19 protein-coding genes are annotated in these 13,896 nt (G+C 57.0%); 10 read left to right on the plus strand and 9 right to left on the minus strand.

The window, feature by feature from the left end:
- Nucleotides 1–24 precede the first annotated feature (24 nt).
- Both LRM19_RS06155 and LRM19_RS06160 read right to left on the minus strand, forming a co-directional pair.
- Nucleotides 25–813: a hypothetical protein gene (locus LRM19_RS06155; protein WP_115874987.1), complete on the minus strand. Its 789-nt coding sequence runs from the start codon at nucleotides 811–813 to the stop codon at nucleotides 25–27.
- Between the two features lies 1 nt (nucleotide 814).
- Entirely contained in the window at nucleotides 815–1,012 is a 198-nt protein-coding gene (locus LRM19_RS06160; RefSeq protein WP_023311615.1) for a hypothetical protein, read from the minus strand.
- 257 nt (nucleotides 1,013–1,269) lie between these two features.
- Here LRM19_RS06160 and LRM19_RS06165 point away from each other — a divergent pair, with 257 nt between their 5' ends.
- Genes LRM19_RS06165 through LRM19_RS06200 form a run of 8 tightly spaced genes read left to right on the plus strand, consistent with a single transcriptional unit; the run spans nucleotide 1,270 to nucleotide 7,144 of the window.
- Entirely contained in the window at nucleotides 1,270–1,704 is a 435-nt protein-coding gene (locus tag LRM19_RS06165; protein ID WP_127730730.1) for a nuclear transport factor 2 family protein, read from the plus strand.
- Entirely contained in the window at nucleotides 1,701–2,420 is a 720-nt protein-coding gene (locus tag LRM19_RS06170; protein WP_127730732.1) for an SDR family NAD(P)-dependent oxidoreductase, read from the plus strand. The genes LRM19_RS06165 and LRM19_RS06170 overlap by 4 nt, the downstream gene beginning before the upstream one ends.
- Nucleotides 2,417–3,676 carry an NAD(P)/FAD-dependent oxidoreductase gene (locus LRM19_RS06175; RefSeq protein ID WP_115874990.1) on the plus strand — a complete coding sequence of 420 codons (1,260 nt, stop codon included), beginning with the start codon at nucleotides 2,417–2,419 and terminating at the stop codon, nucleotides 3,674–3,676. The genes LRM19_RS06170 and LRM19_RS06175 overlap by 4 nt, the downstream gene beginning before the upstream one ends.
- A gap of 1 nt (nucleotide 3,677) precedes the next feature.
- Nucleotides 3,678–4,400: a DUF1365 domain-containing protein gene (locus LRM19_RS06180; RefSeq protein WP_115874991.1), complete on the plus strand. Its 723-nt coding sequence runs from the start codon at nucleotides 3,678–3,680 to the stop codon at nucleotides 4,398–4,400.
- Nucleotides 4,397–5,617 carry an SAM-dependent methyltransferase gene (locus LRM19_RS06185; RefSeq protein WP_115874992.1) on the plus strand — a complete coding sequence of 407 codons (1,221 nt, stop codon included), beginning with the start codon at nucleotides 4,397–4,399 and terminating at the stop codon, nucleotides 5,615–5,617. The genes LRM19_RS06180 and LRM19_RS06185 overlap by 4 nt, the downstream gene beginning before the upstream one ends.
- A complete protein-coding gene (locus LRM19_RS06190; protein WP_115874993.1) occupies nucleotides 5,614–6,099 on the plus strand; it encodes a DUF2878 domain-containing protein in 486 nt (161 codons plus the stop codon). The genes LRM19_RS06185 and LRM19_RS06190 overlap by 4 nt, the downstream gene beginning before the upstream one ends.
- Nucleotides 6,096–6,620 carry a hypothetical protein gene (locus LRM19_RS06195; protein WP_115874994.1) on the plus strand — a complete coding sequence of 175 codons (525 nt, stop codon included), beginning with the start codon at nucleotides 6,096–6,098 and terminating at the stop codon, nucleotides 6,618–6,620. The genes LRM19_RS06190 and LRM19_RS06195 overlap by 4 nt, the downstream gene beginning before the upstream one ends.
- The gene (locus LRM19_RS06200) at nucleotides 6,617–7,144 is read left to right on the plus strand and encodes a DUF3833 domain-containing protein (protein WP_111964680.1); all 528 of its coding nucleotides are present in this window, start codon (nucleotides 6,617–6,619) and stop codon (nucleotides 7,142–7,144) included. Before LRM19_RS06195 ends, LRM19_RS06200 begins: the two co-directional genes overlap by 4 nt.
- A 2-nt stretch (nucleotides 7,145–7,146) precedes the next feature.
- Here LRM19_RS06200 and LRM19_RS06205 read toward each other — a convergent pair whose 3' ends face one another.
- Together LRM19_RS06205 and LRM19_RS06210 are read right to left on the minus strand one after the other, a co-directional pair.
- Nucleotides 7,147–7,605, minus strand: a complete 459-nt coding sequence (locus LRM19_RS06205; protein ID WP_271367823.1) for a DMT family transporter — start codon at nucleotides 7,603–7,605, stop codon at nucleotides 7,147–7,149.
- Nucleotides 7,606–7,608: 3 nt separating this feature from the next.
- Nucleotides 7,609–8,043 (minus strand): DMT family transporter, encoded by a 435-nt coding sequence (locus LRM19_RS06210; RefSeq protein ID WP_271367824.1) that lies wholly within the window; start codon nucleotides 8,041–8,043, stop codon nucleotides 7,609–7,611.
- Nucleotides 8,044–8,138: 95 nt separating this feature from the next.
- Here LRM19_RS06210 and LRM19_RS06215 point away from each other — a divergent pair, with 95 nt between their 5' ends.
- A complete protein-coding gene (locus LRM19_RS06215; RefSeq protein ID WP_271367825.1) occupies nucleotides 8,139–9,071 on the plus strand; it encodes a LysR family transcriptional regulator in 933 nt (310 codons plus the stop codon).
- 4 nt (nucleotides 9,072–9,075) lie between these two features.
- On the opposite strand, the gene LRM19_RS06220 is transcribed toward LRM19_RS06215, so the two are convergent.
- From LRM19_RS06220 to LRM19_RS06230, 3 genes are all read right to left on the minus strand, one after another.
- A complete protein-coding gene (locus LRM19_RS06220) occupies nucleotides 9,076–10,104 on the minus strand; it encodes a methionine synthase (RefSeq protein WP_271367826.1) in 1,029 nt (342 codons plus the stop codon).
- A 23-nt stretch (nucleotides 10,105–10,127) separates the two neighbouring features.
- Nucleotides 10,128–11,102 carry a DUF1852 domain-containing protein gene (locus LRM19_RS06225; protein WP_271367827.1) on the minus strand — a complete coding sequence of 325 codons (975 nt, stop codon included), beginning with the start codon at nucleotides 11,100–11,102 and terminating at the stop codon, nucleotides 10,128–10,130.
- A gap of 123 nt (nucleotides 11,103–11,225) precedes the next feature.
- The gene (locus tag LRM19_RS06230; protein ID WP_127730749.1) at nucleotides 11,226–11,702 is read right to left on the minus strand and encodes a GNAT family N-acetyltransferase; all 477 of its coding nucleotides are present in this window, start codon (nucleotides 11,700–11,702) and stop codon (nucleotides 11,226–11,228) included.
- A gap of 141 nt (nucleotides 11,703–11,843) precedes the next feature.
- Here LRM19_RS06230 and LRM19_RS06235 point away from each other — a divergent pair, with 141 nt between their 5' ends.
- The gene (locus tag LRM19_RS06235) at nucleotides 11,844–12,383 is read left to right on the plus strand and encodes a DUF2058 domain-containing protein (protein WP_115875000.1); all 540 of its coding nucleotides are present in this window, start codon (nucleotides 11,844–11,846) and stop codon (nucleotides 12,381–12,383) included.
- A 7-nt stretch (nucleotides 12,384–12,390) separates the two neighbouring features.
- Here the strand turns inward: LRM19_RS06235 and LRM19_RS06240 are convergent, their stop codons facing one another.
- Nucleotides 12,391–13,077 (minus strand): RluA family pseudouridine synthase, encoded by a 687-nt coding sequence (locus LRM19_RS06240; RefSeq protein ID WP_271367828.1) that lies wholly within the window; start codon nucleotides 13,075–13,077, stop codon nucleotides 12,391–12,393.
- Nucleotides 13,078–13,167: 90 nt separating this feature from the next.
- Complete coding sequence (gene azoR / locus LRM19_RS06245; protein WP_271367829.1) at nucleotides 13,168–13,773, minus strand: FMN-dependent NADH-azoreductase; 606 nt, start codon at nucleotides 13,771–13,773, stop codon at nucleotides 13,168–13,170.
- Nucleotides 13,774–13,896: the final 123 nt, after the last annotated feature.

Below are 13,896 nucleotides of genomic sequence, written 5' to 3' on the forward strand. Positions count from 1 at the left end.
CTTCCCAGCAGAGCGTACTCAAAATTATGGGGATGTCTCTTTAGGGCCAGGGCTCTCGTCCCGCTGTGCCAGCGACAGCGCGCTGGCGCTTGCGGGATCGAACAGCGAGATGCTCTCAATCTGATTGAGTAAAATCACCTTGCGGAATGACATGGCGCTGCGGGGTTCAGAGTCGAGCGTAATGTCATGCTCCGCATACCACCTGCTGTAATTATTCTCGATGCGCAGGTTCATCGTCTTCGCATCCCGGTACCCGCTCAACATCGGGATCAGCACGATATTGGCCGTTTTTTCATATTCCAGCGTCGCGGTGTGGATCATGCCGACGTAAATCCGTCTCGAGCGGAGCGTGACCTGCGCCAGCTCGCCTTGTTCCATACACTGGTATAGCAGCTGTTCGATACCGCTCGACTGCGCCAGACGTTTGTAGAGCTTTTTCCGGCTTTCGCCGTCCAGCCTGGCGCTGCCTGCCCAGTTAGAGCGGTAGAGGCAAAACAGGATGGCGAACGCCAGCATCACGACAACCGGCGCCTGGATGCCCAAAAAACTCCAGTTCATAAAGTCGATTTGCCAGTCGGTGTATTTCGGTGAGGCAAAGTGAAAAGCGTTATTGGCGGCGGAAAGGGCGAGCAGCAGCAGCCAGAGCAGCCCCGTAGCAATCACCCCCTGCAAAACGAAAATACAGCCGTAAAGTGCAACTAGAAAATAGACGTCCCAGCCGAAGGAACGCTTGATTTTAAAGCGGGTCGACAGGTCGCGGCTGGTGTACCAGTACCCGCAGACCATCAGCACCATAAATATCGCCGTTCCCATATCAGGCCCTCTTCAGCATGTTGACGTGACGCAGAAAATCCTGCCGCACCTCGTTGCTTTTGTAGTTCACGGAGGCGTTCCCGTCCTGGTCGATTATGATGCGGTCGCCATCTTCGACGGCTTCAATAATTTCCTGCTGGCTCATCACCTGCAGTAAGGATTCCGGGCTGGAGAAAAGAGAGAGAAAGAAACGTTTCATGTCAGGCATCCTTATGAATAAAAAGGATAAGCCTGGAAGATGACCGCTGAATTTGCCTTAAGGATAACCTGAAAGTGAAAGCCGGGTGGCGGCTACGCCTTACCCGGCCTACAAAAACGTCAAATGATTGAGTTATCAAGTTGTTGATATTTATAAGTAATAAAAAATAAATTTGCACAAACTTGGACAAATAACGTTAATTGTGTAAGTTTTAAGTATGCGATTACGCCACGTTGTTTACAGCCAGGATGTGACCCATGAGCACTTTGCCCTCTGTCGTGAGTCGGTTTGTTGAGTACTACGCCGCACTGGATAGCCAGCCGCCGTCCGCGCTGGTCGGGCTTTACCATTCAAACGCCACGCTTGTCGATCCGTTCGGCGAGCATGACGGTATTTTTGCGCTCCAGCGCTATTTCACCCATCTGCTGGCCAACGTCGAGAACTGCCGTTTTTCTATCGATACGCCGCTGTGCAGTGGGAACCGGTTTGTTGTCACCTGGGTGATGCACTGGTCGCATCCGCGCATTGCCGGAGGTGAGCCGCTCGATCTGCCGGGGTGCTCGGTGGTGGAGACGGAAAACGATCTCATCACGCGCCAGCGCGACTACTACGATGCGGGAGAGATGATCTACGAACATCTCCCGCTGCTGGGCTGGGCGGTACGCGGCGTGAAGCGGAGGGTTAAATCATGAAGACGGTGCTGATTACCGGCGCAAGCTCGGGCATTGGCGCCGGGCTGGCAAAATCCTTTGCCGCTGACGGCTACCATGTGATTGCCTGCGGGCGCGATCCGGCGCGTCTGGAAGCGCTGCATCAGACCTGCCCCAATCTTACCGTTCGTCTGTTCGATATGACGGACCGGGACGCCTGTCGCCAGGCGCTGACCGGCAGTTACGCCGATCTGATTATTCTCTGCGCCGGTACCTGCGAATATCTCGACCAGGGCGTGGTGGACGCAGCGCTGGTAGAGCGGGTCATGAACACCAATTTCCTCGGGCCGGTGAACTGCCTTGAGGCGCTACAGCCGCAGCTGGTTGCCGGTAACCGCGTGGTGCTGGTGAGTTCGATGGCCCACTGGCTTCCCTTCCCGCGTGCTGAGGCCTATGGCGCGTCTAAAGCCGCGCTGAGCTGGTTTGCCGAAAGCCTGCGCCTGGACTGGGAGCCAAAAGGCATTGCCGTGACGGTTGTTTCCCCGGGCTTTGTCGATACGCCCCTGACGCAAAAAAACGATTTCGCCATGCCGGGCAGGGTGACCGTCGACGAGGCGGTGAAGGCGATCCGTATCGGGCTGGCGGCTGGGAAAATGCACATCGCGTTTCCGTCCGGGTTTGGCTTCATTTTGCGGCTGCTCTCCGGGCTGCCTGCGTTTCTACAGCGCACGCTGCTGCGCAGGATGGTGCGTTCATGAACATTGCAATTATCGGCAGCGGCATTGCCGGACTGACCTGCGCCTGGCGCCTGGCCGGGCATCATCAGGTGACCCTGTTTGAAGCGGGATCCACACCGGGCGGCCATACCGCAACGGTTGACGTGACGACGCCCCAGGGCACATACGCGATCGATACCGGTTTTATCGTCTACAACGACCGCACCTATCCGCGCTTTATGGGCCTGCTCAGCGAGCTGGGCATCAGCGGGCATAAAACGCAGATGAGCTTTTCGGTACACAACCCCGAAACGGGGCTGGAGTACAACGGTCACACCCTGACGTCGCTGTTTGCCCAGCGTCGCAACCTGGTGAATCCGGCGTTCTGGCGTCTGCTTGGCGAGATCGTCCGCTTCAATCGTCTGGCAAAACAGGCGCTGGATGGGGTGGTGGACCCGAACGCCACGCTGCAGACGTTTCTGGACCAGCACGGCTTTACGCCGTTTTTTGCGCGCCACTATATTTTGCCGATGGGAGCCGCCATCTGGTCATCCTCGCTGCAGGAGATGAAGCGCTTCCCGCTGCCGCTTTTCTTACGTTTCTTCCAGAATCACGGGCTGCTGGATATCACCCATCGCCCGCAGTGGTACGTTGTGCCGGGCGGCTCGCGAGAGTATATCCGTGCGATGCTGGACAAATTAGGCGATCGGCTGACGCTGCATCTCAATTCACCGGTGCAGCGGGTGAGCCGCCACGAGGACGGGGTTACGCTTCAGCTTGAAAACGGCAGCCATACTTTCGATCGGGTGATTTTTGCCTGCCACTCCGCCAGTGCTCTGGCGATGCTTGACGATCCCACCTCCGCAGAGCGCGAGGTGCTGGGCGATATTGGCTGGCAGCGCAACGAGGTGGTGTTGCACAGCGACCCGCGCTGGCTGCCGGTGCGGCCGCGGGCGTGGGCGAGCTGGAACTACCGCCTGAGCGCGCAGGAGCAGGCCAGCGCCTGTGTTACCTACAACATGAACATTCTGCAGGGGCTGCCTGCGGGCAGTCCGCTGTTCTGCGTCACCCTGAACCCTGACGCACCGGTAGATGAACGCTTCGTTCTGCAACGCTTCGTTTATGAACATCCGCTGTTTAACCCGCAAAGCTGGCGGGCGCAGGCGCGGCGCGGCGAGATCAACGGTCATAACCGGAGCTGGTACTGCGGGGCCTACTGGTACAACGGTTTTCATGAGGATGGCGTGCGCAGCGCGCTGGACGTGGTCAATGCGATAGCGGCCGGAGAGGGGAACTAAGATGAACAGCTGCCTCTACCACGGCGTATTACGCCACCGCCGCCTCCAGCCGAAAAACCACGAATTCAGCTACAGCGTCTTTATGGCCTGGCTGGATCTCGATGAACTGCCGCTGCTGCCGTCCGTCGGCGTACGGCACAATCGCTTTGCCGCCGCCTCGTTCCACGACGCGGACTATCCGCTCGGCACGCCGCTTAAGGAGAACGTGCTCAGCAGGCTGGAGAGCCTGACCGGAGAACGTCCGGACGGGCGGGTCATGCTCCTGACGCAGCTGCGCTATTTCGGCTTTCATTTCAATCCGGTCAACTTTTACTACTGCTATGACGAGAAGGAGACGCTGCGCTGGGTGCTGGCGGAGGTCCGAAACACGCCGTGGAATGAACGTCATTACTATGCCGTCAACGGACAGAATGCACAGCCCACGGAAAAAGCGTTTCACGTTTCCCCCTTCAATCCAATGGACATGATCTACCACTGGCGCTTTAACGACCCGGATAACACGCTGCATATGCACATTGAAAATCATCAGGAAGCGAAGGTCTTTGACGCCACGCTGGCGCTGCGCCGGGAGCCTTTGACGCGCCCCGCGCTGCGTGGGCTTTTGGTGCGTATCCCGCTCATGACCCTGAAAACTGTTTTTGCCATTTACTGGCAGGCGCTGCGGCTCTGGCTCAAGCGCGTGCCGCTGTATAACCACCCCGTCAGCAGGAGTGAACGCTCATGACCGATCCCGTCTTTGCGTTAGAACCCGATATCCCGCGCAACGTGCGCATCGCGCGCTGGCTGCTTTTTCGTCTGTTAAGCGGTATCCGCGGCGGCTCGCTCACCCTGCGTGAAGGGGCGCAGACCTTCCATTTTGGCGAGACATCCTCCGCGCTGCACGCCGACGTACAAATCCTCACGCCCGGCGTTTACTGGCGAGTTTTAACGGGCGGTAGCCTTGCTGCCGCAGAAGCCTGGATGGACGGCGAATGGGAAACCACGCACCTTACGCCGCTTCTGGAACTGCTGGCGCTCAACGGCGAGGTGCTTGGCCGTCTGGAAAACGGGTTCCGCCTGTTCGGCAGGCCGCTGGAGCGTCTGCGCCACTGGACGCGGCGTAACTCCCGCGCGCAGGCGCGTGAAAATATTGCCGCTCATTACGATCTGGGCAATACCTTCTATGCCCATTTTCTGGATAAAGAGCTGCTCTATTCCAGCGCCTTGTTTACGGAGGACGAGCAGGACCTGACGGCGGCCCAGCAGGCCAAAATGGCGCGCCTGTGTGACCAGTTAATGCTAGAACCGAGTGACCACCTGCTGGAAATCGGTACCGGCTGGGGCGCGATGGCGGAATACGCGGCCCGTCATTATGGCTGTCGGGTGACTACCACCACGCTGTCGCAGGAGCAATACGTCTGGGCGACCGATCGAATTGCGCGCGCCGGACTGCAGGATCGGGTCGAGGTGCTGCTCTGCGACTATCGCGACCTCACTGGGCAGTACGACAAGCTGGTCTCGATAGAGATGATTGAAGCCGTCGGGCAGCGCTATCTGCCCACGTTCTTCCGTACCTGCCAGGCGCGGCTGCGCCCGGGTGGACGAATGGCGATTCAGGCCATCACCATTCAGGACCAGCGCTATCGCGACTACAGCAAAAGCGTCGATTTTATCCAGCGCTACATCTTCCCCGGCGGCTTCCTGCCGAGCATCACCGCGATGAACGAGCTGATGACGCGCCATACCGATTTCGTGGTGCGCAATCTTTTCGACATGGGACCGGACTACGCCCGCACGCTGGCCCACTGGCGGCAGCGCTTTGTCCACGCCTGGCAGGAGATTGAAAAGCTTGGCTTTGATGAGCGGTTCCGCCGCATGTGGCTGTACTACTTTGGCTACTGCGAAGCCGGGTTTAACGCCCGCACCATCAGCGTGGTGCAGCTGACCGCCGAGCGCGTATGAAACGATATCTTCAGGTCTTTCTGCTGGCCGTCGCGTTCGATCTTTACTGGGCGCTGGTGGTGCTCTTTCGCGAACAGGGCCTGATTATCTGGCTCGCGCTGGCGGTTCTGGCGTGCCTGCTTTTGCCGTCTGTATACCGTTTTTACGCCATTGGGCTGGCCGCGGCGGGAAGTTTGCTGGATACGCTCTGGGCGCTGACGGGACTGATTGCCTTTACGGGCGAGTCCCTGATGCCGCTATGGATGGTGGCATTGTGGCTGATGTTTGCCACCGTCTGGACGCAGCTTACGCGCACCACCACGTTGCCAGGCTGGCTGCTGACCCTGCTTGCCGCCGTGGGAGGCCCGGTAGCGTACCTGATTGGCGAGCGGCTGGGTGCCATCACGTTTCTGGAGCCAACCTTTATCGTCGTCAGCTGGATGGCGCCGGGGTGGCTGGTATTGATGCTGTTTTTCCACCTGCTGATGGGGAGACAAAAATGAGAGCTGCATTTTTGCTGCTTTGTCTGACGCTGGTTGTTCCCGTTGGCCAGGCCGCCGACTGGTTGGCGTGGCGGAAGGTGGGCGACGCCACGCTTACTTGGGGGCCGTTCACGGTCTATACCTCCCAGCTGCGTACTCCGGACGGGCGTTACGGTCGGGAGGACCAGGATCAGGCGCTGATTATTACCTATGCGCGCGACATCGATCGCGATGAACTGGTCGAGGCGACCCGCGACCAGTGGCAGGCGCAGGGTATCCTGGCGCAGGAAGCGCAAAGCGAAGCCTGGCTGCGGATGCTCCAGTCGCTGTGGCCTGATGTCCGACAGGGCTCACAGCTGGCGTTTGTTCTCAACGATAAGCAGGGGCAGTTCTGGTATCGCGATCCGACCCTTCAGAAAACCTTTATTCCCCTGGGACCACGCCAGTCAGAAGCGTTCAGCACCCGCTTTCTGGCCATCTGGCTCGATCCCCGCACGCAATACCCTGAACTGCGTCAGCAGTTAATCGGAGGCCAAAAATGAAACGTTTCCTGATGATGGCGCTGGCATTGACGATGCTTCTGGCGGGCTGTAGCACGGAGGTGACCGAGTACCGCCAGCAGCAGCCGCGGCTGGATATCTTCCACTACTTCCAGGGTAAAACTGAAGCGTGGGGGATGGTGCAGGATCGCAGCGGCAAGCAGATCCGCCGCTTTCACGTTGAGATTGCCGGGGATGTGATTGGCGATACGCTGACGCTCAACGAGCACTTCGTTTATGACGACGGTGAGAAGCAGCAGCGAGTCTGGCATATCCGGCGCCTGGGGAACGATCGCTACGAGGGAACGGCGGGGGATATCGAAGGGGTGGCGACGGGGCAGGCCGCCGGCAACGCGTTCAACTGGCATTACAGCATGAACGTGAAGGCCAACGGGAGCACGTGGCTACTGAACTTTGACGACTGGATGTACCTGCAGGATGAGAACCATCTGTTTAATAAAACCGAGATGAAGAAACTGGGCGTCACCGTCGCCACGGTAACGCTGTTCTTTACCCGTAAGACATGAGTCTAGTCGCGGGTGCTGTGAATTTTACTGCTCGAGTAGATGAACCAGAGAGCAATACCCAGGCAGACTACCGCCCCCAGACGGCTCGGCGAAAAGGGAATAGCGGCATTACCCAGCCAGCCAAAGTTATCAATCAACATGCTCATGGCGAGCTGGCCGAATATGACCGCCACCGTGGCGACGGCGGTGCCGATGCGCTGCACCGCCACGACCATAATCACAATATAAGGCACGCCAAACATTGCCCCGAGAAGCTGCCATTTCGGCACGTCCAGCAGGCTGATGGCCTGCTTAGGCTCAAAGAAGAAAATCAGCAGGGCGGTCACCAGCGCGCCGACGGAAAAGGTCAGAAACGCGCTTTTGAATACGCCCACGCTGCTGCCAAGCTGGCCGTTAATGGCGGCCTGAATGCTCAGCGTCGCGCCGCCGCATACGGCCAGAAGAATCATAATCAGTGTCATACGTTACCCCTGTGCGACCAGAACCAGTGCCGCAATAATGAACCCCAGAGCGATAATCCGCTTCGCATTTATCTTCCTGTGCGGCGAACCCAGCAGACCATAGTGGTCAATGATCAGGCTTTTAAAGACCTGGCCGGCCAGAATGCCAATCATGGTCATGCCGATGCCGATGGTGGGTGTCGCCACGGTCAGGATGACCACGTATACCGGACCGAGCACGCCGCCGAGCAGCTGCCAGCCGGGCTGTGCGAAAAACGACGGGCTGTTGCGCGGGCTGAAAAACAGCATCAGCAGAAACGTCAGCGCGGCACCGACGCCAAAAATGCTGAACGTCGCCCATAAATCTCCGACTTTTCCCCCCAGCGGTCCCAGCAGCCCCGCCTCGACGGAGAGGCCCATCCCGCCAGCAATCACCAGTAAAATCAAAACAAACTGCATTCTTCTTCCTCCGTTTTCAGGCGAAGAAGATTACGTCGCGAGCCTGGTGAGAAAAATGCCATAATGGTGGAAACACCTTTGCGAGAAATGCATTAATGGTTGACGCCAGCAATATCAACATTCGCACGCTGCTGATCTTCATCGACGTGTATGAAGCGCAGAATTTCTCAGTCGTGGCGCGGCGGCAGGGGATATCGGCCTCGCAGATATCGCGCGTGATCCACCAGCTTGAGGATGCGCTCGGGCAGCAGCTTTTCTACCGCAATACGCGGGCCGTCATTCCCACGGAAAGCGGTCATCTGTTTATCCGCTACGCCCGGTCAATGGCGGAAAACCTCGAAGAGGCGCGACGGGAGCTGGACGCGCGTGCGGTGGAACCGTCCGGTGCGATCCGCATTAACGGACCGGTGTTTTTCGGCCAGAAGCACATTGCGCCCGGCCTTCCCGGCCTGTCGGAACGCTATCCGCGCCTGAACGTAGAGCTGACGCTGACCGATGATTTTATCGACCCGCACCGCGATGCCGCCGACGTGATCTTCCGGATTGGCGTGCTAACGGACTCATCTTTTCACGCGCGGGTGTTCGGGCAGCAGGTGTATCATCTGGCCTCGTCGCCTGGCTACGTGCGTAAGTACGGTGCGCCTGAAGGGCCGGACGATCTTAACCGCCATCATTGTCTGGTCTATCGCGGATCGTCAGGGCCTAACCGCTGGCTGTTGCGCAGGGCGGGCGAGGCGTGGAGACACTATCCCGTGACGCCATTGATGACCTCGAATAATGCGGAGGCGCTGCTGGCTGCGGCGCGGGGCGGGATGGGGATTGTATTGTTTCCGGACTGGCTGGTGAGCGAGCCGCTCCAGCGCGGTGAGCTGATTCCGCTCCTGCCCGCGCTGGAGTGCGCCATCAATACGGAACAGCAGGCGATCGCGGCGATCTACCCTGATGCCCGACATCCGCCCCTGAACGTCAGGGCGGTAATTGATTATTACGTTGAGCGTTTTGGTACGCCGCTTTACTGGCAAACGTAAGGGATTACGCGCCAAGCTCTTTGCGGATAATCTCTGCGCCAGCGCTGAGTGCTCTCAGCTTGCCGTTAGCAACCTGACGGGAGAGGGGAGCCATGCCGCAGTTGGTTGACGGATAAAGCTTGTCCGCATCGACAAACTGCAGCGCTTTACGCAGCGTATCGGCCACTTCCTCCGGCGTTTCAACCGTGTTGGTTGCTACGTCAATCGCGCCAACCATCACTTTTTTACCTCGGATCAGCTCAAGCAGATCCATCGGCACGCGGGAGTTGTGGCACTCCAGGGAGATGATGTCGATGTTAGAGGTCTGCAGCTTAGGGAAGGCCTCTTCGTACTGGCGCCACTCGGATCCGAGCGTCTTTTTCCAGTCGGTATTGGCCTTGATGCCGTAGCCGTAGCAAATGTGTACCGCGGTCTCGCACTTCAGCCCTTCAATGGCGCGTTCCAGCGCGGCGATGCCCCAGTCGTTGACCTCGTCAAAAAAGACGTTAAACGCCGGTTCGTCGAACTGGATAATATCCACGCCCGCGGCCTCTAACTCACGCGCTTCCTGGTTGAGGATTTTGGCGAATTCCCAGGCCAGCTTTTCGCGGCTTTTATAGTGCGCGTCGTAGAGGGTGTCGATCATGGTCATCGGCCCCGGCAGGGCCCATTTGATCGGCTTGTCCGTAAGCTGGCGCAGGTACATGGCATCGTCGACGAAGACCGGTTTCTGGCGCGCAACCGCAGAAACTACGGTCGGCACGCTGGCGTCATAACGGTTACGAATGCGCACCGTCTGGCGGTTCTCAAAATCAACGCCGCTCAGGTGTTCAATAAAGGTGGTGACGAAGTGCTGGCGGGTCTGTTCCCCGTCGCTGACGATATCGATTCCCGCACGGATCTGCTCATCCAGAGACAGGCGCAGCGCATCCTGCTTGCCCGCCAGCAGTTCCTGATCCTGTAATTTCCAGGGTGACCACAGCGTTTCAGGTTGCGCAAGCCAGGTCGGCTTTGGCAGGCTGCCAGCGGTAGAAGTCGGGAGCAATGTTTTCATAATAAAAGACCTTTTTTAATGTATTAAAGCGTGTAGTTATCAGACCACTGCTCAAGAATGTGTTTGTAAGGCTTAATAAAGTATTCTTCGGTAAACCGACCCTGTTCAATCGCCAGACGGCTTCGCTCTTCCCGGTCATACACAATTTTGGTTAATGAGTGATCCTGCTGGTTCAGATCCGGTCGGTAGCACAGCCCGGCCGCCGAGTTGGCGTTATAAATCTCCGGGCGATAGATCTTCTGGAACGTCTCCATCGTGCTGATGGTGGCGATCAGTTCGAGATCGGTGTAGTCGCTCAGCAAATCCCCGGTGAAGAAGAAGGCGAACGGCGCCACGCTGTGTTCCGGCATAAAGTAGCGGACGCTCAGGCCCATCTTCGCGAAGTACTGCTCCGTTAGCGATTCGCCGTCCGGCTGATACTCAACGCCCAGCACGGGGTGCTGGTTGCCGGTGCGGCGATAGGTATCTTTGCTGGAGACGCTCAGGCAAATCACCGGTCCTTTTGTGAAGTTCTCTTCGTATTCCGGTGAACTCACAAAATGGCGGAAAATATTACCGTGCAGTTCGCCAAACTTTTCCGGGATGCTGAAGTGCTGCTGGTTCTTGTTGTGCTCCAGCAGCAGGACGCTGAAATCATAATCCCGCACGTAAGACGAGAAGTTATTCCCGACGATGCCAGGGATGCGCAGGTTGTTTTTCTTGTCGACAATAGTGGTTTGCAGTATCTCAATAGCCGGGAACGGCTTTTCCGCGCCAATGTTCAAATCGACAGAGATGATTTCAAGCTCAACCGCATAGCGATCGGCGTTTGGGTTATCCCAGCGCGCCAGAGCGTTGAAGCGGTTGTTGATCATCACCAGCGTATTGCGCAGGTTTTCCTGACGTTTTTCCCCGCGCGCCAGGTTGGCAAAGTTGGTGGTCGTACGCGTATTTTCAGACGGGTTGTAATTCTCATCGAAGCAACTGCGCTTAAGGGTATATGTGAAAGCTTTGCTCATTGTGGTTATGCATCCTAAGTTCATGTTGCTAAGAAGTTACCAATGCATAATTTATGCCTGAGCCCGCGGCGCAGGGGAAGTGACTTAATTTCACTGCAACATGAGGGAAGTTCATGATGTTGTTCACAAATTCCCACGACTCCCGTTTAGTGCCAGTTTTTTTGCTAAGCAGACGGCTTCTTGCCTGCCGATGTAGGGACCATAGTTGTCAATTACGCGGTAGCCATTTCGCTCATAGAATTTCACCGCACGAGCATTAACGTGTCGGGTTTCTAGCCAGATTTCGCTATAACCTAAACGCTGTGCCGACGCTTCAAGAAAAGCCAGTAAAACCTTACCAATACCCGGCTCGCTCCTGTCGGAATACATGCGTTTCAGCTCGGCAACCTGTTCGGAAAGTGGTCGTAGTGCGGCACATCCAACGGCATCACCTGTTTCATTCCTGGCGACCAACCACAGGGCGCGTTCGGCCATCATCGAGTCGACGTTAAAATGACGCGTACCGCCATCCCCGGTAATGTTCGCCAGTTCTGATGATAATTTTTCAATCAGACTCAGGGATTCAGAAGAGTGCAGGTCGGCTTTTTGAATCGTTATCATTGGAGTGTTCCATTGTGTTTTATTTTGCAGGCGTCAAATTATCAGACGGTTAAGGTGAACCGTCCTATGTTTTACTTATGTTTCGGCACGCCCTTAATGACGCTATAATCCCCAAAATTTCCAACCGGTTTAGAAACAATCATGACAAAACTCACCTTACAAGAGCAGATGCTGAAAGCGGGCCTGGTCAGCAGCAAGAAAGCGGCGAAAGTGCAGCGCACGGCAAAGAAATCACGCGTTCAGGCGCGTGAGGCTCGGGAAGCGGTAGAAGAGAACAAGAAGGCGCAGATCGAGCGTGACAAGCTGCTGAGCGAGCAGCAGAAGCAGGCCGTGATGGCGAAAGAGTTTAAGGCGCAGGTGAAGCAGCTGATTGAGATGAATCGCATCACCGTGGCGAAAGGCAACATCACCTTTAATTTCACCGACGGTAATCTGATCAAAAAAATCGACGTCGACAAGCAAACCCAGGCTCAGCTGATCAACGGTCGTCTGGCGATTGCCCGTCTGGTGATTAACGCCAGCGGCGACTGCGAATACGCAATTATCCCGGCGGTGGTGGCCGATAAAATTGCCCAGCGCGATGCCGACAGCATCGTGTTAAACAGCGCGCTCAGCCAGGAAGAGCAGGACGAAGACGATCCGTACGCGGACTTCAAAATCCCTGACGATTTGATGTGGTAAAACGCGTTCAGAACGGGGCGGCGTGACGGGCGTTAACCGGCTCTCCGCTCACGGGATGAATAAAATTCAGCTCGCTGGCATGCAGCATCAGCCGGGGCGTTCCTTCAGCGCCCGGTACGTCAAGACCACCATACAGATCGCAGCCCAGAATCGGGTGCCCCAGCCGCTGGCAGTGAATACGCAGCTGATGGGTTCGCCCGGTCTCCGGAGTAAGTTCAACCCGCGTTAACGGCAGTCCCGTCTCCTGATAAAACCGTTCCATCACCCGGTAGCGGGAGCGGGCGGGTTTCCCGGTGATGGCGCAGATCGACATCAGCGGGAACAGCGCCGGGTCTTTGGCAATCGGCGCATCGATTACACCTTCGTCATTTTCCACATGTCCGCAAAGCAGGGCGCTGTAGACTTTCTCCACGCTACGCTGGCTGAACTGCTGGCACAGTGCCGCGTTGATGGCCTTATTGCGCGCAACCACCATCAGCCCGGACGTGCCGAAGTCCAGGCGGTGTACCAGCGTGCAGCCGGGGAAGGTCTGGACCAGACGATAGTGAACGGAATCAAGGTTTTGCGGGTTTTTGCCCGAGAGGCTGAGCAGGCCGGAAGGCTTATCGATCAGCAGCAGATGTTCATCCTGCCAGAGGATCTGAATGTCATCGTGACACGGTGGGGCAATAAAAGAATCAATGATCGCAGACATCAGGCCGCCCGGCTGGAGAGTGGGAGCGGATGATAACGAAATGCGGGAGAAAAGAAAAACCCTCCCACCGGGCGGTGAGAGGGTGAAGTCTTACGCTGCAACCAGGCTGTCGATAGCGGCTTTCGCGTCGGTCTGCGCTTTGGTCGCCACTTCAGGACCGTAGGCGATGCCTTCTGCGAACACGAAGTTCACGTCAGTGATGCCGATGAAGCCCAGGAACAGGCTCAGGTACGGCGCAACCAGGTCGGTTGGGGTGTCTTTATGAATGCCGCCACGGCTGGTCAGTACGATCGCACGTTTGCCTTTCACCAGACCTTCAGGGCCATTCTCGGTGTAACGGAAGGTTACGCCAGCGCGCGCCACCAGGTCGAAGTAGTTCTTCAGCTGGGTAGGGATGTTGAAGTTGTACATTGGGGCGTTGATGACGATAACGTCGTGCGCCTGCAGCTCGGCAATCAGCTCGTCAGAGAGCGCCAGGGCTTCCTGCTGACGTGGGCTCAGCGGTGCATCGCTTGGGCGCAGCGCGCCAACCAGCTCGCCATCCAGCACAGGAATTGGGTTTGCAGCCAGGTCACGCACGGTGATTTCGTCAGCAGAATGCTGTTCACGCCACTGTTCAACGAAGTAATCAGACAGCTGACCAGACTGAGAGTACCCTGCCAGAATGCTGGATTTCAAAATTAATACTTTGCTCATGGGTGATTCCTGTTTTTGCATTTGATTGAAGGGGGTTGCCCCGTTGCTTGTTGACACTCTATTCACAATCCTGCCATAGAGATAGCGCAATATATCGAAGCCTATGTTCGAATTTTTTGAATA

The organism is Enterobacter sp. PI-10, assembly GCF_027947695.1.
Taxonomy (GTDB): domain Bacteria; phylum Pseudomonadota; class Gammaproteobacteria; order Enterobacterales; family Enterobacteriaceae; genus Enterobacter; species Enterobacter vonholyi.